The following is a 19,504-nucleotide window of genomic DNA, read 5'->3' on the forward strand; positions in this document are numbered from 1 at the left end:
ACGCCGGCTTAGCGAACGGCCATGCTTGGATCCAGTTGCTCAATCCCCTCGGGGGTCACCAGGACCACCCGGGCCGTGCAGATGTCGTAGAACAGCCCGGTCGCCTGGACCTCGCCGCGGGTCATCGCAGGTCCTGTCACGGGGTGCTCCCCAAGCTTCCCAAGCTGGACGGCGACGTTGACCATGCTGAGCTGGTCCAGGCGGCTGAAACCGGCAGCCGCCGCAGCCAAGGCCACGGGATGGTTGTCCAATAACGCCCGGTAGCTGGGCCGGGCGTGCTCCAGCCACGTATCGAAGCCGGAACCCAAGGCCGGAGCAGTTCCCTCGGCATCGGCCAGGACAGCCTTCATCGCCCCGCAATTGGAGTGCCCGCACACCACGATCGAGTCAACCGAGAGCGCTTTTACCGCAAAAGTCAGCGTCGAATCGATCGAGGCATCATGGTCATCACTGCACACCACATTGCCGATGTTCCGCAGTGTCAAAAGGTCCCCAGGTCCGCTGCTGGTGATCAGGTTCGGGTTCACCCTGGAATCAACGCACGCCACAAAGAGGGTGTCCGGGTTCTGTCCGTCCGTGAGGTCCTGGACCAGGGGCCGGACCTTGTCCGCGTGGCGGCGATGGTACTTGTCGATGCCCAGGAGGATGGACCGCAGCGGCGGGTGACCGTCGCCGTCGTCGTCCGCTTCCTCGAAAGCCGAATGCCATGAGGCCCGGGGCGGCAGCGGGAACTCCCGGAGATCCTGCCGCTGAGGCGCGTTGTTGGCAGCGTCGGTGAAGGCGGTGGTTCCGTGTTCCTCGATGGTGACGGTTGCCCCCGTGGTCCGGTGCTGGGTTTGCCAGGCAACAAGGGCTTCGCGGAACGCGTGATCCAGGTAGTCGGCGTTGAGCTCCACCACTACGTCCTGGCTTTCGGGGACTGCGTGAAGCACCCGGTTGAGCCGCGGCAAGGCGAAGAAACTGCAAGACCCCGCCACCGTGACCCGCCATGGCGTCCCGGCCAGACCCGGCGAATGCACCTGAATTTGAGCGCGCAGTACCCGCCACAGCACGCACACGGCGGCCAGCGCAAGGCCGATGATCACGCCCTCGAGCAGGTCCAGCACCACCACGCAGACCAACGTCACGCCATAGACCAGGAAGTCCCCGGTGCGCAGACTGGTCTTGATATCCGCAATCTTCACCAGCTTCGCACCGATCACCAGGAGCAAGCCGGCCAGCACGGACAGCGGAATCAACTGGATGAGCCCGGCGAACAAAGCGGAGAACACCAGCACCCACACACCATGCAGGATCGCGGACGATCGGCTCTTGGCGCCGGCCTCCACGTTGGTGGCGCTGCGGACGATTACGCCGGTCACCGGCAGGCCCCCGAGCATCCCGGACACCACATTGGCCGAACCCTGGCCCACCAGTTCGCGGTTGAGGTTGGTCCGCGTACCCGTGTGCATCTTGTCTACGGCAACGGCGGAGAGCAACGACTCGATGCTCGCAATCAGGGCCACGGTGATCACGGCCATGACGGCACCACGCCAGTTGCCTTCGGGAAGGCTCGGCAACGCAATGGCATCGAAAATCGATCCGCTGAAGCTGATGCGCTCAACACCGGGAGCAACCGCCACGGACGCAGCCGTCACAGCCACGACGGCGGCCAGCGGGCCGGGAATCTTACGCACGGCTGAGGGAAGGTACTTCCAGCCAAGCAGGATGGCGACCACCGAGATTCCAAGCAGGGCGGAATGCAGCTCGACATTCGTGATGGCAGCAGGCAGCCCGGCAAGGTTCTCGACGGCAGAACCAGCCGCCTGCCCACCCAGCAACACGTGAACCTGCTGCAGGATGATCGTGATGCCGATGCCGGCAAGCATGGCCTTGACCACCACCGGCGACACTGCCAGCGCGGCCCTCCCCACGCGGCTCAGGCCAAGCAACAACTGCACGACGCCGGCAGCAGCGGTAATCGCGCACGTCACCTGCCAGCCGAACTCGGCAACCAGACCGGCGACGACGACGGTCAGGCCGGCCGCGGGGCCGCTCACCTGGAGGACGGATCCCCCAAGGGTGCCGGCCACGATGCCGCCGACTGCGGCAGCGATGAGGCCGGCCATGATGGGAGCCCCCGACGCGGCGGCGATGCCCAGGGAAAGCGGGAGGGCTACGAGGAAGACGACCAACGATGCGGGGAGGTCCGCCCCGAGGTTGCTGAGGAAGCTGGGCGTGGTTGGCTTGTGGCTTGGCTTGGTGCTGGGCGGGCTGTGGGCGTCGTTCGCTGTCTTGGATGCCTGGGGCACGGGATTCTCCTTGGCTCGGAAAGGTGGACTCCCCCAGCGTAGAAAAGTTGTCATACTCAGTGACAAGTGCATGTGACACGTTTGACAAAAGTTGTGAATAGGCCGCTTCACATGGCGATAAAGGGGAACTTTCCCGGGGGTGCGGATCGTTAGTGGTGTCCACGAATTCACTGCGAACAAAAGCTAAGGCTACTTAGGGTAGGTTGGAGCCAAACGGATCGACAGTTTGGAGGCAGTCCATGGGCGATATCCAGCCCGTCCGCATCAGCTCGGAGCCGGCCCAGCTTCAAGCTCTCCATCCCGTCCTCGAAGCGGTGGGCGAACTGGTTGGCGACGTTCCTGCGCTCCTCGAAATCGCCAAGGACATTGGCCAGACAGCACCCCACCCCGGCCAAGGCAGTACGGTCAAACTCTGGGAACTCCTCGCATCCGTCGCCGCCGTGGATGTGGCAGCGGCACGGATCCTGGAACCCCACGTCGATGCCACACACATCCTTGCCCAGGCCGGACACTCCGAGCCTGAGGGAGCATGGGGAGTTTTCGCGGCAGAAGGCCCCGGAACGAGGTTGGAGGCCACCCGTGACGACGCCGGAAACTACGTGCTCCATGGCTCCAAACCATGGTGCTCGCTCGCGGGACTCCTGGACGGCGCGGTCATCACGGCGCACCTTCCGGCGGAGCAAGGGCGGGCAGCGTTCGCCGTCAACCTGCAACAGCACGGCGTCACGTGCGAGGCACCGGAATGGACCAGCCGAGGCCTCCGGGAAATCCCCAGCGGGACCGTCCACTTCAACCACGTCCCCGCGACGATCCTGCAAGGCCCCGGTTGGTACCACCAACGGCCCGGTTTCGCGTGGGGCGGCATCGGAGTAGCGGCCTGCTGGCTGGGTGGCGCCATCTCGTTGGCCCGGCATTTCACAGATTCGCTGGCCAAGGCTGCGGACAACGGCCGGGAAACCGACCAGATTGCGCTGGCCCACCTCGGCGAAATCGATCGGCTCATCGCGTCGGCCACCGCGCTCCTTGCCCGGACCGCGGAACGGATCGACGCCGACCCATCCAGCGAAAGCCCAAGTGCGTGGAGCGAAGCCCAGCGGACCCGCGGAACGGTAGCGGCCGCCGTCGAACGTATCCAGGCCCTGGTGACCCAGAACCTGGGGCCCGGACCTCTGGCCTTCGACGAAGGCTACGCAAAGCGGATGGCGGATTTGGCCCTCTACGTCCGGCAGCATCACGCGATGCGCGACGATGCCCAGCTCGGTTCCCTGGCACTGAAGGGAGACCGCGAATGGTGACCTTCTCCCACACGGACACCGGCACGTCCGAGGCTGCGTGGGCGACCAGCGGCCTGCGCACGCTCCCCGAACTCCCGCTCGGCGCCGACGAGCTCGCTGCCATGACGTTCGTGGTGCTGGCCGCACATCCCGACGACGAATCGCTCGGCGCCGGCGGCCTCCTGGCCAAACTGCACGCTGCGGGCGCATCGATACACGTGCTGTTGTGCACGGCCGGCGAGGCGTCGCACCCGGATTCACCCACGACGACGGCGGAACGGCTTGCCGCTGTCCGGCTCGCAGAGTTCGGGACGGCCGTGTCCGGGCTGGCTCCTGCTGCGACGTGGCGGTTTTTGGAACTGGCCGACGGTCAGTTGGCTGCACAGCGGGAGCGAATCGCCGAGGGTGTGCGGGAGGCGATCGAGGAATCCGGGGCTTCGGCTGGGCGCGTGGTAATTGTTGCGCCGTACCGTGCCGATGGGCACACGGACCACGACGCCTTGGGATCCGTAGCGGCCGACGTTGCCGCCGAGGATGGCCATGGCCTGCTGGAATACCCCATCTGGTACTGGCTGTGGGCTGGCCCGGACGACGCCGCCTGGACTTCATGGACCCGCGTATCCCTGACGCCGGCCGAAGGGGAAGCCAAGGCCCAGGCGATGTTGGCGCACGCTTCGCAAGTGGAGCCACTCTCCGCGCAGCCGGGAGACGAAACCCTTCTCTCGGAGACGTTCCTTGAACACTTTTCGCGGTCTTGGGAGACGTTCGCCTGGCATCCACCGCTTGCCGGGCCCAACAAGGCCGGCGACGCCGAAAAGATCTTCGACGCGGTGCATGCGCGCGAGGATGACCCCTGGAATTACGCCACCAGTTGGTACGAGCGCCGGAAGCGGGCCTTGACCCTTGCTGCGCTTCCGGAGGAAAACTACGGCTCCTGCTTGGAAATCGGCTGTTCCATCGGGACCCTCAGCGTAGAGCTGGCCGGCCGTTGCGAGCGCTTCCTCGCCGTCGATGCCAGCAGCAAAGCCCTGGCCCACGCCGTGGAACGCCTTGCCGGCTCGCCGCACGCCCGAACCCAGCAGATGACCGTCCCGGTGGAATGGCCGGAGGGCAGCTTCGACCTGGTGGTGGTCTCGGAGATGGGCTATTACGTGGCCCCGGAAGAACTGGCCGGGCTCCTGCAACATGTCAAAGCCACCACCAACCCCGGGGGAACACTGCTCCTGTGCCACTGGCGGCATCCGATCTCGGGCTGGCAACTGGATGGCGAGACGGTCCACGCGATGGCCCGAGAGCAACTCGACTGGCCGAGCCGGGGCTTGTATCGCGAGAAGGACTTCCTGCTTGAAGTTCTCGTCGCACCGGATGGCCCAGCATGACGGACCGGTGTGGCCAGCAAACCATGGGCCGGCAGCAGGGCGTGGGCCATGATCGCTGCGTCCCCGGGAACATGCCCGGCCCAGCCGCAATCCGTCACGTGGCCGTGGTTGTTCCAGCGCACAATGAAGAGCAGCACTTGGGACGCGCGGTCGCTTCGCTTCGACATGCCGTCGACGTGCTTCAGCGCCATCTGCCCGGAGTGGCCGCTAGTGTCACGGTGATGCTGGACAGCTGCACTGACGGCTCGGCCCGGATCGCGGCTGCATTCACGGCGGCGGATCCGAGGTTCTCCGTGGTCGAGGTCCGGCTGCGCAGCACGGGGGCAAGCCGGGCAATTGGCATCGCAACAGCCCTCGAACAAGCACCTTTGGAACGCGAAACCGTATGGCTTGCCAATACGGACGCCGACTCGACAGTCCCGGCAAGCTGGCTCCTCCGGCAGATGGAGCTTGCCAACAAGGGTGCCGACGCCATCCTGGGAACCGTCGAGCCCGACCCCGGAGATGTGGACCCGAACATCCTGCGCCGGTGGCGCGAATTGCATCCCTTTCACGAAGACCACCCGCACATCTACGGCGCCAACTTCGGAGTCCGGGCCTCGGCGTACCTCCAGGCCGGGGGCTTCCCCGCCGTTCGCGCCCATGAGGACCGTCTCCTGGCCGAGCGGCTGAGGCGGCTCGGACACAACGTCCTGGCCACGGACTCGATCCGCGTGATCACCTCGGGCCGGACACACGCCCGGGCGCCACAAGGATTCGCCGCGTACCTCCGTTCGCTGGCCCACGACGTCCCTGTGGTGGCCGAGCCGGCCTGACGGCATGGCCCTCGGAGCCCCGGCCTGCGTGCCGCCACGACCTACTTTGGGCAAGCCAAGGCCCCGACACGCCGAAGCTCACGGAGTGTCGGGGCCTGTTCGCCCCAAAGTGGGTGGCAGCGGCACGCGGTCAGCGCAGGGCCATGCTCGGATCCAGCTGTTCAATCCCCTCCGGCGTCACCAGGACCACCCGCGCCGTGCAGATGTCGAAGAACAAGCCTGTTGCCTGCACGTCCCCCGAAACCAAAGCCGGCCCGGTGGCATGGTGCTCTTCCAGCTTGGCCAACTGGAGGGCGACGTTGACCATGCTGAGCTGGTCCAGCCGGCTGAACCCTGCTGCGGCAGCCGCCAGGCCCACCGGGTGATCGGCCTGCAGCGCTTGGTAGCTGGGCCGGGCGTGCTCCAGCCAGGTATCGAAACCCGAACCCAAAGCCGGCGCCGAACCCTCGGCATCTGCCAGCACGGCCTTCATCGCGCCGCAATTGGAGTGCCCGCAAACCACGATCGAATCCACGGACAAGGCCTTCACCGCGAACGTCAGGGTCGAATCGATGGACGCATCGCGGTCATCGCTGCACACCACGTTGCCGATATTCCGCAGCGTCAGCAGGTCACCGGGACCGCTGCTGGTGATGAGGTTCGGATTGACCCGCGAGTCCACGCAGGCAACAAACAACGTGTCGGGATTCTGGCCATCCGTCAGATCCTGCACCAAGGGCCGGACCTTGTCGGCGTGGCGACGGTGGTACTTGTCGATGCCCAGGAGGATCGAACGCAAGGGCGGCTGACCGTCGTCGTCCGTTTGCCCGGCGGCTTCCAACGACTGCCAGGACGTGCGCGGCGGTAGCGGGAATTCCCGCGGATCCTGCCGCTGCGGAGCACTGTGGGCAGCATCCGCGAAAGCCGTGGTTCCATGCTCCTCGAAGGTCACTGCGGCGCCGGCGTTCTCCCGCTGCGCCCGCCACGCCACCAAGGCTTCACGGAAGGCATGGTCCAGGTAGTCGGCGTTCAGGTCCACCACCACGTCCTGGCCCTCGGGAACGGCGTGCAGGACACGGTTCAGATGGGGCAACGCGAAGAAGCTGCAGGAACCGGCAATGGTCACACGCCAAGTGGTCCCCGGCGAAGCAGGCGAATGGGCATGGATCTGGGCCCGCAGCACACGCCACAGCACAGCCAGCGCGGCAACGGCCAATCCGATGATCACGCCTTCAAGCAGGTTCAACACCACCACGCACAGCAACGTCACGCCATAAACCAGGAGATCTCCGGTCCGGAGGCTGGTCTTGATATCGGCCACCTTGACCAGCTTGGCACCGATCACCAACAACAGACCCGCCAACACGGACAACGGGATCAGCTGGATAAGTCCGGCGAACAAGGCGGAGAACACCAGCACCCATGCGCCATGCAGGACGGCGGAAGCGCGCGTTTTGGCGCCGGCCTCCACGTTCGTGGCACTGCGCACGATCACCCCCGTCACAGGTAAACCGCCCAGCAGGCCGGAGACCACGTTGGCCGAGCCTTGCCCCACCAGCTCCCGGTTGAGGTTGGTGGGTGTCCCGCCGTGCATCTTGTCTACCGCCACTGCGGACAGCAAGGATTCGATGCTGGCAATCAAAGCGACCGTCACGACGGCCATGGCCACGGAGCCCCAATTGCCCTCGGGCAGCTTTGGCAACGCGATCGCGTCGAAGATGGAACCACTGAAGCTGATGCGCTCCACGCCCGGGGCAGCAGCAACGGACACAGCCGTAACCAGCACAACGGCCACCAACTGGGCCGGCACCTTGCGCACCGCGGCCGGGACAAATTTCCACAGCATCAGGATTCCCACCACCGCGATGCCCAGCAGGGCCGAATCCAACTTCATTCCGGCAACGGCGGAAGGAAGGGTCAAGAGGTTCTCCACCGCAGAGCCGGCCGCCTTGCCGCCCAGCAGAACGTGGAGCTGCTGCAGGATGATGGTGATCCCGATGCCGGCGAGCATTGCCTTGACCACCACCGGCGACACGGCCAGCGCGGCGCGGCCCAGGCGGCTGAGGCCCATCAGCAACTGCACGACGCCGGCAGCGGCGGTGATGGCGCATGTCACCTGCCAGCCGAACTCCTGGACCAAACCGGCGACGACGACCGTCAGGCCAGCGGCGGGGCCACTCACCTGAAGGACGGATCCCCCGAGGCTGCCGGCGATGATGCCGCCCACGGCCGCGGCGATGAGGCCCGCCATGATCGGCGCGCCGGATGCGGCCGCGATGCCAAGGGACAGCGGAAGGGCTACGAGGAAGACCACCAGCGAGGCAGGAAGGTCGGCGCCGAAATTGCCCAGGAAGCCCGGCCTGCCCGGCTTGGGCGGCACGGAGGAAGGCTTGTTGCCGGGCGGGCTGAGGGTGTCGCCGGGCATGGCGATAGACCCCGATAAGTGAGACATGAATATTCCTTTTGGCTCGGAAAGATTATTTCCGCAGCCTAAAAAGACACTCAAACATCGTCAACAATATGCGATGGAAAAAACTAAAGTTGCCATTCTCGAGAAATATCTGATATTCAGCCAAGTCATACCAAGGAAAATTATCCCGGCCTTTGTGTATCCAATATAGGGCAAAAACGTACGTTTATTAAAAAATACCCTTCAAAAGGGTACGTTATTTCCCATGGGCCAAATCCGGGAATTGGAGAATTACCTACGGGCGAGCATCGACTCCACCGCCGAGATCGCAGACGTCGTGATCGTTTCCCTGTCGCCTGAGCCATCCACTGTAAGCAGGATCCCGCGCTGCGAATATGCCGTGATGACGGGCTGCGTCTCGTCCCGGTACAGTTCCAGACGGCGCTGGATGACTGCCTCAGTGTCATCGCTGCGCCCTTGTTCGCGGGCGCGCCGCAGCATCCGCTCCACAAGTTCGCCGTCAGACACCGTGAGGGCCAGAACAACCTCCAGCGCCTGCTGCCGCGCGGCCAGCAACTCATCCAGGGCCCCAATCTGCACCACGGTCCTCGGGTAGCCGTCCAGCAAGAAGCCCGCACCGGCGTCGTTGTTTTCCAGGCGCCCGCGAAGCATGGCGGTGGTGACGTGGTCCGGGACGAACTCGCCGCGGTCCATGTACCGGCCGGCCTCGGCACCGAGTTCCGTTCCGTCGCGGACGTGCGCCCGGAAGAGGTCGCCGGTGGAGATCGCCGGGACGCCGAAATGCCGCGCAATGTGCTCAGCCTGCGTACCTTTGCCTGAGCCGGGAGGGCCCATGATGATCAGTCGCGCCATGACTCACGTCCGTTTCGAGAGGCGGCCGGGACTTAAACGATAACGCCGGCGACGGCGGGTGGCTCCCGCCGTCGTCGGCTTTTCTTTGGCGCGGGTAGGGTCCTCAGGCGTTGGCCGGCTCCACGGTGGCCCTCACGTAGGAAAGCGTCGCCCCCTTGCGGCCTGCATCGCAACCGGGGTAGGTTTTTTGAAACGTCACAAAGAAAGCGTTTTCCCAGACTCTTGAGGTGAATTTTCCATGACTCAGCACGCCCCTGTCACGTGGATCGATGGCGATCCCCCGGCCATCCTCAGCGGTGGCGCCACGTGGGGGATGCCCTTCCCCCGGGGCACGGCCCAGGATGTCTCGACGGTATCGGTGGAAGACCATGAGGGAGCCCGCGTCCCTGCCCAGGCCTGGCCCCTCGCGACGTGGCCGGACGGAACGCTGAAGTGGGCCGGGCTCGCCATCGCGGCAACGGACCAGCCTGCGTCCGCGTACACCGTCCGGTTCGGCTCCGGCGATTCCAACGCAACGCAAACGCACGACGGCGGTCCGGCAGCCGCCGTCGTACGCCCACCCCAGGTGACCGTCACCGAAACAGTGGACACGGTCAACGTCGGCACCGGAACCCTGGAAATGGTGATTCCCCGGAGTGGGCCGTCCTTGTTCCGGTGCCTGTCCCGCAATGGTTCGGTGGTTGCGTCGGACGCGCGGCTGGTGAGCCTCCTGCAGGGTGGCGTGATTGAGGGCTCCGGCGCCACTGTCCGCGACGGATTTACGGGGTACGTCCGCTCAGTGACCGTCGAACAGGGTGGCCCCATCCGCGCGGTGGTGCGCCTGGATGGCGTGCACACTGCTGATTCCGGCTCGCGGGAATGGTTGCCGTTTACTGTGCGCTTCACGTTCCATGCGGGTGCCCGGAACGTGCGGATGATGCACTCGTTCGTGTGGGATGGCGATGCCGGGCAGGACTTCCTGGCCGGGCTCGGTGTTCGGTTTACGGTCCCCCTGGCCAGCGGGCTGCACGACCGGCACGTACGCATTGCCGGTGCCGACGGCGGGTTCCTGGTGGAAGCTGTTCGAGGGCTGACCGGACTGCGGCGGGACCCGGGCGAAGCTGTGCGGAACGCCCAGCTCGCCGGGCGGCCAACGCCGCCCCTGCCGGAGTGGAATCCGGAAGTGTCGGAAAGGCTGCACCTCATTCCCTTGTGGAACGACTACACGCTCACGCAGTTGTCCGCCGACGGTTTCGAGCTCCGGAAACGCACTGCGTCCGGGCACGGCTGGGTGGGCATTTCCGGAGGCACGCGCGCAGCCGGTTTCTGCTCCCTGAGCGATCTGCGCGGCGGTTTCGGGGTTGGAGTGCGGGATTTTTGGCAGTCACACCCCGGGCAGCTGGACATCCGGGACGCCGCCAGGGAGCAGGCCACAATGACGGCTTGGCTCTACTCCCCCGAAGCGCAGCCCATGGACCTGCGTTTCTACCACGATGGCCTGGGGCAGGACACCTTCGAGGAGCAGCTTGAGGGCTTGGAGATCACCTACGAGGACTACGAGCCGGGCTTCGGAAATCCTGCGGGAATCGCACGGACCCATGAGTTGACGCTCTTCGCCTATGACTCCACGCCCAGCACCGAAAGCCTCGCCGCCGACGCTGCCGCGGCATCCGTTCCGCCGGTCCTCCAGCCTTCCCCGGAGTACCTCCACGCGGCCGGCGTCTTCGGGGACTGGGCCCCCGTGGACCGCAGCACCCCCGCCCGCGCCGAACTCGAAGACAAGCTGGACTTCCTGTTCGACTTCTACGTGGGCCAACAGGAACAACGCCGCTGGTACGGGTTCTGGAACTACGGCGATGTCATGCACACCTACGATTCCGACAGGCACGTTTGGCGCTACGACGTAGGCGGTTATGCCTGGGACAATTCGGAGCTCTCCCCCGATCTGTGGCTTTGGTACATGTACCTCCGCTCGGGCCGGGCGGACGTGTTCCGCTTCGCCGAGGCCCTGACCCGCCACACGGGCGAGGTGGACGTGTACCACTCCGGCCCATGGCGCGGGCTCGGCTCCCGGCACAACGTGCAGCACTGGGGCTGCAGCGCCAAGCAATTGCGCATCAGCAACCCCGCGTATCGGCGCTTCTACTACTACCTCACGGCCGACGAACGGACCGGAGACCTTCTCACCGAACTCGTGGACAGCGACCAGAATTTCCTCGGCCTGGACCCCGTCCGCAAAGTCAGGCCCGACGCCGATACTTACCGCCCGGACCGCGGCGCCTTGGGGGTGGGGCTGGGAACGGACTGGGGCTCACTTGCGGCCACCTGGCTCACCGACTGGGAACGCACCAGCAACCCCCGCTCCCGCGACCGGCTCCTGGGCACCATGGCCGACATTGGCTCGCTCAAGTACGGCTTCCTGACCGGCGAGGCACTCTACGACCTGGATGCGGGAAGGTTCGACGTCGGACGCGAAGCCATCAGCGTTTCCCACCTCAGCGCCGTGTTCGGTTTGGTGGAAATCTGCAGCGAACTGATCAGCCTGGTTCCTGCTCCGGCTTTCGAGAAGGCCTGGATGCAGTACTGCCGGTTGTTCCTGGCTTCGCCTTCCACCCAGGCCTCGGAGGTTGGTCAACCTTTGGCCGGAATCTACCTGACGCAGGCCCACAGCCGGATCACCGCCTACGCCGCGGCCCGGATGGGTTCCCCGGAGTTGGCTGCGGCGGCGTGGGACAGCTTCAGCATCGGGGGCGAGAACCTGAACCATGCAGAGGCGTTCACGCTGCGGAAGATCCAGCCACCCTTCGTGCTGTTACCGGTGGATGAGGCTCCCACGGTTTCCACGAACGACGCCGCACAGTTCGGCTTGGCGGCCATCCAAAGCCTGGCCCTCATCGGCGAGCACCTGCCGGCCGTGACCGAAGCGCCCGTGGAGGCCCCGGCGTCGTAAGTCCCGCCCACCCCACACCCGACCCTCTCTCACGAAACCACCCCTTCCCGGCAGCGCTCTCTCATCGGCTGCGAGAGGGTCGGCCTGAAGGGGCCGTTACGTGAGAGACGGTGCGGGGAAGGGGTGGTTACGGTGCGGCTTCTTCGCGCCCCTAGGAGCTGGAGCGCGGGTGCATGATCCGCATCTGGTCCCAGGTTCGCTCGGATGCGGCGATGTTTTGGTTGGACCGCTCCTTGTCCAGGGAGGCAAGTTCGACGGCGATGGCCTGGACTGCGGACACGGCACCGGTCAGTGAAGGGAAGAACCCGGCTCCTTCGGTAGGCACAACAATCCTGTGTGCCGCGTTGACCGCAACGGGCGATCCCGCGCTGTCCGTGATCGAAACTACCGGCGCCCCGATGGAATGCGCGATTTCCACGGCCCGCATGGTGCTGTCGTAGACCCGCCAGAGACTGATGGCGATCACAAGGTCGTCTGCACCAAGCCGTGCAATAGCGTTGGTCAGGGCAGCGACGTCGGCGTCAAGGAGCCGGACGTTGTAACCGGCAATGATGGCGTTGTGCTCCAGCGCTTTTCCGGGGATGGCGTAGCTGCCGGCGGCAACAATGAACGTTTGGCGTGCGCCGGCAATGGCCTTTGCGATCTCGTGGACCGTATCCGCGTTGAGCGTGCGCTCGAAGTGGGCCAGGTTGGCCCGATCCGTGGAGACTGCCGCTGCAGCAGGGCTGCTGATGTGCCCGTTGTGTTCCGCGGCGACCTCCACTGCGCTCAGTGAAGCCAGGAAACGCGACCGCAGTTCGAATTGGAAGTCCGACCATCCTTTGAAGCCCAGTGTCTGCGCGGTTCGGGTCACCGTTGAAGCGTTCGATGCAGCCGCCACGGCGATGTCACTGACCGAACCGTAGGAGGCGAGCCGCGGTTGGGAGCGGAGGATGCCCACCACCTGCATCTGCCGGGCCGCAAGCTTACGGCCCTGGACGCGGCTGTCCAGCCACTCGGTCAACGTCGACGAGTCGAAATCTTCTTCCACCTATTGACCTACCTCACACTTTCGCCGTACCTTCAATACATCACATCTGCACAGACTTGTGCATATTCCCCAAAATGTACAACTTGGCCCACTTGGCAGGAATCACCATGTCTCTCACAGCACGCTTGGATCGCCTGGCTCTCAGTCGACCACACTACAAGCTTCTTCTCATTGGAGGTCTTGGCTACTCGTTCGATGGCATGGACGGCGCCGTGGTCGCCTTCCTGCTGCCCCGCATCCAGGAATTGTGGGGCCTCAGCAATGCCAGCCTGGGGCTGGTTGGCTCCGCCGCTCCCTTCGGCTTCTTCTTCGGCGCCATCCTCTCGGGCTGGTTGGGCGACAGGTTTGGCCGGAAGAAGGTCATGCTCTGGGCTTTGGCCTTCTACTGCCTGATGTCCGTCATCGCAGCCATGGCCCCGAACTTCGAGGTCTTCCTGATTGCACGGATCTTTGCAGGACTGGGGGCCGGCGCCGAAAGCGTGATCATTGCACCGTTCCTGTCCGAATTCATTCCGCCGAAGCGCCGTGGTTGGTTCATCGGCACTCTGGCGGGATTCTTCTCCTTCGGCTTTGTTGGTGCTGCCCTGATCGGCCGGTTCATCGTGCCGATGGGTGAGGACGGCTGGCGGTGGGCCCAGGTTGTCACGGCCGTTCCGATCCTGCTGCTGCTCTGGTGGCGCCGAAGCCTGCCGGAATCGCCGCGTTACCTGATGAGCCGAGGACGCGTTGCCGAAGCAACCGACGTAGTGGAGCGTTTCGAGCAAAGCGTGCGTAACGCGACGGGCAAGGAACTGCCGCCCGTGCCGGCTGTCCGTGAAGAAATTACCAAGCATGAACAGAAGATCAGCATCTGGAACGCCTTGAAGTTCATGTGGTCCAGGGCCATGCGCCGAAGGACCGCGGTGATCTGGCTGATCTGGTTCGTGATCACCTTCTCCTACTACGGCTTTTTCTCCTGGATTCCCACGTTGCTGGTGGGCCGCGGCATCACCATCACCAAGAGCTTTGAATACTCGATCATCATTTACCTGGCCCAGATTCCCGGCTATTTCTCCGCGGCATGGCTCTGCGACAGGATCGACCGCAAGAACACCATCGCCCTCTACTTGGCCGGGTCCGCCGTCAGCGCCTTCTGGTTGAGCCAATCCAACGATTCCGGCATGATCCTCGCCGCGGCAGCAACGCTGTCCTTCTTCCTGAACGGAACCTACGCCGGCGTGTACGCCTACACCCCCGAGCTCTTCCCCACCTGGATGCGGGCAACCGGCGTCGGCCTGGCAAGCGCCGTGGGCCGCATCGGCAGCATCCTCGCACCGTCCATCATTGGCATCTTCTCCGTGGCCCTGGGCTTTGGTGGCGTCTTCACCATGACCACCATCGTCCTCACGATCGGGGTCCTGGGTGTAGTCATCTTCGGCGCATCCACAGCGGGCAAGTCGCTCGAGGACATCAATGCAGGGGCCGGGGCCGAGAACCCGCCAGTAGGAACCATCAAGAAATGAGCGGAGTACCCGTGGCAACAGATGCCGTTTTACAACAAACGTTCGATGAGGTCCGGAAGGCCCCGGGCGCAGTCCTCTTTACGGTCCTGCAATGGATCCCCCAGCGGTCCGGACTGCGCCGGCTCTACACCAGCCACCCCGAGGCCTACCCCGTGGGCGCAGAGAAGACCGTTGAGATATTCCCAGGCTGGCTCGGCACGGTCATCGAAGACAAGAAGCCCTTCCTGGCGCCGGACCTTGCCTCGCTCCGGGAGGTGTTCACGGACTCGAAACTGATCCAGGAACTCGGCTGCGGGGCCTGCATCAACATCCCAGTCATCAACCATCAAGGCAACGTCGTCGGCGTCCTTGCCCTGTTGGACGCCGAAGGAAAGTACACGCACCAGAGTGTGGAAACCGCCGTCGGGGTTGTTGAGGCCAATCGGCCACAGCTCCTGGAAGCCTTCGCCGCCCACCCCAGCGACCTCCCAGCAACCCCCGAAGTCCCAGCAAAGGACACCGTCTAAATGAGCACCGCCCCAGAAACCGCCTCACTCGTCATCCGCAACGCAAGCGTCCTGGATGTGGAGGCAGGCACCTACTCAGTTGCCGACGTCGTAAGCATTAACGGAAAGATCGCCAGCGTGGGGCCGGACGCCGCGGCGCCCGACAACGCGCAGGTCATCGACGGCGCCGGAAAGTACGTCATCCCCGGACTCATCGATGCGCACGTCCATGTGGTTGCCTCCAGCGCCGACTTCCGCTCGCTCAACTGGACTCCGCCGTCGTATGTCTACGCGCAGACCGCCCGCATCATGGGCGAGATGCTGCGGCGGGGATTCACCACCGTCCGGGACCTCTCCGGAGCGGACTTCGGCCTGGCAATGGCCCAGGAAGAGGGCCTGCTTGAGGGACCGAAACTGCATTTCTGCGGCCATGCCCTAAGCCAGACCGGTGGCCATGGTGACATGAGGCTTCCCGGTGAGGACCACGACCCCAACGGACGCGGATGCTGCGGCATTGGCCGGGTAGCCGATGGCGTGGATGCCGTGCGCGCTGCCGCGAGGGACGAGATCCGCAAGGGTGCGCACCACATCAAGATCATGGCTTCCGGCGGCGTTTCCTCCCCCACCGACCGCATCGATTCCACCCAGTACTCCATGGAAGAAATGCGGGCAGCCGTGGAGGAAGCCGAGGCAGCAAACCGCTACGTCGCAGCACACGCCTACACCGCGCGGGCCATCAACCGCGCCCTGGAAGCCGGCGTCCGCTCGATCGAACACGGCAACCTGCTGGACGAAGAAAGCCTGCGGCTCTTCCTGGAGAAGGACGCTTTCCTGGTTCCGACTCTTGTTACGTACTGGGCCCTGAAGGAGGAGGGCCGGGACTTTGGCCTTACCGAGGAGATGTGGGCCAAGGTGGATTCGGTCCTCAACAGTGGCCTTGAAGCGATTGGCCGTGCACACGAAGCCGGAGTGAAGATGGCGTTTGGCTCGGACCTGCTCGGCGGGATGCACCGCCACCAAAACGAGCAATTCCGTCTCCTGGGCAAGGTCCAGCCTGCGATCGACGCCATCCGCGCGGCAACCACGACGGCGGCCCTGCTGCTGGAGCGGGAGGGGCAGATCGGTGTTGTTTCGGTAGGGGCCGACGCCGACCTGCTGGTGCTCGACGCCGATCCCGTGGCCGATATCGCCGTCCTCGCCGATATCCACGAGCACCTGGAGTATCTGATCCAGGGCGGCAAGGTGGTCCCGGCCTGACCGCCTGAGCTCTCGGGCCGCCTGACGGCCCGGGGCGCTTGCCGTCGTCGTGATAAATCGCGTTACTGTCCACGAACCTCTGGCTCCGCCGCGAAAAGCTCGATATTGTAAGTATGCTGATAAATTTTCGAGTGAATCAGAGGAGGACATTGTGACCACCAAGGTGAACAAGACCATCCTGGTGAACGTTCCGGTCAGCACGGCGTACCGGCAATGGACGCAGTTCGAGGAATTCCCCCGTTTCATGGGCGGCGTTGAGCGCGTGACCCGGCTGAGCGACGACCGCCTGGAATGGGTGGCCGAAATCGCCGGCGTACACCGGCACTGGGAAGCGAAGATCGTCCAGCAGGATCAGGACCGGGCGGTGGCTTGGGCCGCCGTCGAGGGCGCAAAGAACGCCGGATGGGTGGACTTCAAGGAAGCCGGACCCGGACAGACATCCCTGCACCTGACCTTGGAATACGAACCCCATGGCGTCCTGGAATTCCTGGGCGACAAATTGCATGTAGTGGAACGGCAGGCGGAATCGGACTTGAAGAAGTTCAAGGAGTACATCGAGAAACAGGGTCCCGACGCCACGGCGGGTGCGGGCACGACGGCGGCAAGCGCCACGGCGGGTGCGGGCACGACGGCGAGTGAGGACACGCTCGATCCGACCACCCACCCGTTCGACCAGACCAACGGCCTGGCGGACGAGTTTGAGGGCGACTCGGACGGGACGGCCGCAAGCGACACCCACAGCGAAGCCGAGCGCAGCGACGAGGACGAATCCGGCGCCGGAGTCACCGACGGCGATACCACCGACGGCGCCACCGGCCCCGAAGGCAAACGGGGCCCGGGCGCCGTGCCGCCACTGGGCGGCTCGCTGGGCCAGCACTGACCCCTGCCGAGAAAAACGCCGCCCCGGACTCTGCGTCCGGGGCGGCATTCTTGTGCGCGCTTACTGTGTGCCGGTGTAGACGACGGCGGGTGCTGCCGGAGCCTGCATGCCCTCGCCGATGAAGAAGCTCGGGTGCGGCGGCTGGTTGTAGGCCACGTTCTCCCGGGCCACGGCCGTCCGGTACATGGTGTCGTGCATAAGAGTCCGCAGGCGGACCTCGGTGGGAGCGGTGGTGGTGTAGATCCGCAGTTCGGTACTGTCCGTGGACGGCCAGGCGATCTCTTCACGCCAGTCACCCAGGATGTCGGCCTGGATGGACGGGTTGCCCTTGGTGGTGTTGTTGCTGCGGGCACCGTCGGCGGTCAGCAGGCGGTCGCTGGTTTCGGTCACCCAATTCCACTTGGAGATGGTGGGAACGCCGCGGGACACAGTGGCGTCGTAGTCGTGGTCAACGATCTCGCGGAGCAGGTCGCCATCCCACCAGGCCAGGAAATTCGCGGCCGGGATATTCTCCGCGATCAGCTCGCCCTTGGCGGACATCAGCTGGCCCACGGGTGAATCCCAAGCCGCGGATCCTCCCACGGCCCACCCTTCAGCGCCCTCGTACCGGGGATCGATATCGCCCGCAGCTCCGCGGCCCGTGTCCTTGATGGCCGGGATGCTCCACAGCACTTCACCCGTTGCGGCGTCCCGGAATGTGGCGCCACGGTTGCCGCTGGCGCTCATGCTCTCGTGGACAGCGAAGGTTTCCAGGCCGGGCCTTGAGGGATCGAGGTCGCCGGTGTGGATTGCGTCGCCGTGGCCGAGCTTGGTGTTGTACAGCGGCTTTCCATTGTCGTCGATGGTCATGGAGCCGAACACGAACTCGTCCTTGCCGTCCTGGTCCACGTCAGCCACGGACAGGTTGTGGTTGCCCTGGCCTTTGTACTCGTCGCCGGCGGTGTTGGAATCAAACGTCCAACGCTTCACGAGCTTTCCGTTGACCAGGTCATAGGTCACCAGCACCGTGCGCGTGTAGTAGCCGCGACTGAACATCATGGACGGGTGTTCGCCGTCGAGGTACGCCACGGCGGCGAGGAACCGGTCCACGCGGTTGCCGTAGTTGTCGCCCCAACTGGCCACGGATCCGCGCTCAGGCTCGTAAGCCACGGTATCCATGATGGTTCCAGTCTCTCCCTTGAAGACCGTGAGGAACTCCGGCCCACTCAGCACGTACCCCGCACTGTTACGGTAGTCCGCGTTGGCGTCGCCGATCACGGTGCCTTGCGCGTCCCTGGTGCCGTCCGCCGTCTTGAACGAGACCTCGGCCTTGCCGTCGCCGTCGAAGTCGTACGCGAGGACCTGCGTGTAGTGGGCGCCGGCGCGGATGTTCCGGCCGAGGTCGATGCGCCAGAGCTTGGTGCCGTCCAGCTTGTAGGCGTCCACGTAGACGTTGCCCGTGTAGCCGGACTGCGAGTTGTCCTTGGCGTTCGACGGCGACCACGTCTGAATCACCTCATACTTGCCGTCGCCGTCGAGGTCCGCGACGGTGGCGTCGTTGGCCGAGTAGGTGTACGGCTTCCCGTCCGGGGTGACGCCGTCCGCCGGCTTGTCCAACTTGATGGCCAGGTAGTTTTGCGCGAGCGGAGTGACGGCCTCGGTCAGCTTGTCCTGGCCTTGACCGTTGCCGACCGCCTTGATCACATAGCTGGAGGTTGCGGTGCCTTCCGGGTCCACGAAAAAGGTTGAGTTCCGGACGGGCTCGGGTGTGATGTTGACGCCGTCGCGCAGTACCTGGAAACCGATGCTGTCCTTGTCCAGGCCAAGCATGCGCCAGCTGACGGTTACGCCTTGGTCAGTCAGCACCGCCACCGGTGCGCGGTCCAGGTTCTCGACTTGCCGCTTGGCGGAACTTACGACGGCGGGTGCGTTGCCTTGCGTTGTTTGGGTGGTGGCTGCTTGCGCCAGAGGAATTCCCGTGAAGGCCAGGGCTGCTGCGGCGAGAGTGGCCGTCAGGGGAATCAGTGTTTTGCGGGAGGAACATTTCAAGGGGTAGGCCAAAGAACATCTCCTTTGATGCTGGGCAGCGGAGGGTCCGCAACCCGTTTATTGGAACGTTTCACAAATGCATCCAGAATTCCCTCGCGAGTGACGGGATCCGGAGCGAACCCAACTAGGTCGCAATAGATGCCGTTTTGAACACTCATAGCGCGACATCTGCTGTTACTTAGTTGCGGTGAAAACGCTTTCCGGGGTCTATGTTTACAGCGCTCGACATCCCGGTCAAGAGTTTGACTGGAAATTACTGGGAGTTTTCGATTCTTGATGTTCGCTTTTGTGCCCCCCCCCCCCCCCCCATTTCCGACGCTCTCTCACCAAAAGCCCCCTTCCCGGCGTCGCTCTCTCACCGACCGCCCCCTT

At 64.6% G+C, this 19,504-nt stretch carries 13 protein-coding genes; 8 read left to right on the plus strand and 5 right to left on the minus strand.

Annotated features, from left to right (window positions below; genetic code table 11):
• Positions 1–8 precede the first annotated feature (8 nt).
• Entirely contained in the window at positions 9–2,345 is a 2,337-nt protein-coding gene (locus ACFVSJ_RS22735) for a SulP family inorganic anion transporter (RefSeq protein ID WP_387439384.1), read from the minus strand.
• A 185-nt stretch (positions 2,346–2,530) separates the two neighbouring features.
• On the opposite strand from ACFVSJ_RS22735, the gene ACFVSJ_RS22740 reads away from it, so the two are divergent.
• The 3 genes from ACFVSJ_RS22740 to ACFVSJ_RS22750 are packed head-to-tail and all read left to right on the plus strand — an operon-like array spanning position 2,531 to position 5,759.
• Complete coding sequence (locus ACFVSJ_RS22740; protein WP_387439385.1) at positions 2,531–3,586, plus strand: acyl-CoA dehydrogenase family protein; 1,056 nt, start codon at positions 2,531–2,533, stop codon at positions 3,584–3,586.
• Positions 3,580–4,944 carry a PIG-L family deacetylase gene (locus ACFVSJ_RS22745; RefSeq protein WP_387439386.1) on the plus strand — a complete coding sequence of 455 codons (1,365 nt, stop codon included), beginning with the start codon at positions 3,580–3,582 and terminating at the stop codon, positions 4,942–4,944. Before ACFVSJ_RS22740 ends, ACFVSJ_RS22745 begins: the two co-directional genes overlap by 7 nt.
• A complete protein-coding gene (locus ACFVSJ_RS22750) occupies positions 4,941–5,759 on the plus strand; it encodes a glycosyltransferase (protein ID WP_387439387.1) in 819 nt (272 codons plus the stop codon). Before ACFVSJ_RS22745 ends, ACFVSJ_RS22750 begins: the two co-directional genes overlap by 4 nt.
• A gap of 130 nt (positions 5,760–5,889) precedes the next feature.
• Here ACFVSJ_RS22750 and ACFVSJ_RS22755 read toward each other — a convergent pair whose 3' ends face one another.
• Both ACFVSJ_RS22755 and ACFVSJ_RS22760 read right to left on the minus strand, forming a co-directional pair.
• On the minus strand, positions 5,890–8,190 hold the full coding sequence (locus ACFVSJ_RS22755) for a SulP family inorganic anion transporter (RefSeq protein WP_387439388.1): 2,301 nt from the start codon (positions 8,188–8,190) through the stop codon (positions 5,890–5,892).
• Positions 8,191–8,439: 249 nt separating this feature from the next.
• Positions 8,440–9,021 (minus strand): adenylate kinase, encoded by a 582-nt coding sequence (locus ACFVSJ_RS22760; RefSeq protein WP_387439389.1) that lies wholly within the window; start codon positions 9,019–9,021, stop codon positions 8,440–8,442.
• A 238-nt stretch (positions 9,022–9,259) separates the two neighbouring features.
• Between ACFVSJ_RS22760 and ACFVSJ_RS22765 the strand changes: the two genes are divergently transcribed.
• Positions 9,260–11,950: a Tat pathway signal sequence domain protein gene (locus tag ACFVSJ_RS22765; protein ID WP_387439390.1), complete on the plus strand. Its 2,691-nt coding sequence runs from the start codon at positions 9,260–9,262 to the stop codon at positions 11,948–11,950.
• Positions 11,951–12,101: 151 nt separating this feature from the next.
• On the opposite strand, the gene ACFVSJ_RS22770 is transcribed toward ACFVSJ_RS22765, so the two are convergent.
• Complete coding sequence (locus ACFVSJ_RS22770; protein ID WP_387439391.1) at positions 12,102–12,980, minus strand: MurR/RpiR family transcriptional regulator; 879 nt, start codon at positions 12,978–12,980, stop codon at positions 12,102–12,104.
• 107 nt (positions 12,981–13,087) lie between these two features.
• On the opposite strand from ACFVSJ_RS22770, the gene ACFVSJ_RS22775 reads away from it, so the two are divergent.
• The 4 genes from ACFVSJ_RS22775 to ACFVSJ_RS22790 all read left to right on the plus strand — a co-directional run bounded on the left by ACFVSJ_RS22775 (position 13,088) and on the right by ACFVSJ_RS22790 (position 17,104).
• On the plus strand, positions 13,088–14,482 hold the full coding sequence (locus tag ACFVSJ_RS22775) for an MFS transporter (protein ID WP_387439392.1): 1,395 nt from the start codon (positions 13,088–13,090) through the stop codon (positions 14,480–14,482).
• Entirely contained in the window at positions 14,479–14,988 is a 510-nt protein-coding gene (locus ACFVSJ_RS22780) for a GAF domain-containing protein (RefSeq protein WP_387439393.1), read from the plus strand. The genes ACFVSJ_RS22775 and ACFVSJ_RS22780 overlap by 4 nt, the downstream gene beginning before the upstream one ends.
• Positions 14,989–16,224 (plus strand): amidohydrolase family protein, encoded by a 1,236-nt coding sequence (locus ACFVSJ_RS22785; protein ID WP_387439394.1) that lies wholly within the window; start codon positions 14,989–14,991, stop codon positions 16,222–16,224. It begins immediately after the preceding gene.
• A 151-nt stretch (positions 16,225–16,375) separates the two neighbouring features.
• Positions 16,376–17,104 (plus strand): SRPBCC family protein, encoded by a 729-nt coding sequence (locus ACFVSJ_RS22790; protein WP_387439395.1) that lies wholly within the window; start codon positions 16,376–16,378, stop codon positions 17,102–17,104.
• 60 nt (positions 17,105–17,164) lie between these two features.
• On the opposite strand, the gene ACFVSJ_RS22795 is transcribed toward ACFVSJ_RS22790, so the two are convergent.
• Positions 17,165–19,144 (minus strand): rhamnogalacturonan lyase, encoded by a 1,980-nt coding sequence (locus ACFVSJ_RS22795; RefSeq protein ID WP_387439396.1) that lies wholly within the window; start codon positions 19,142–19,144, stop codon positions 17,165–17,167.
• Positions 19,145–19,504: the final 360 nt, after the last annotated feature.

Origin of the sequence: Paenarthrobacter sp. NPDC058040, assembly GCF_042885775.1 — a bacterium.
In the GTDB taxonomy this organism is placed as follows: Bacteria; Actinomycetota; Actinomycetes; order Actinomycetales; family Micrococcaceae; genus Arthrobacter.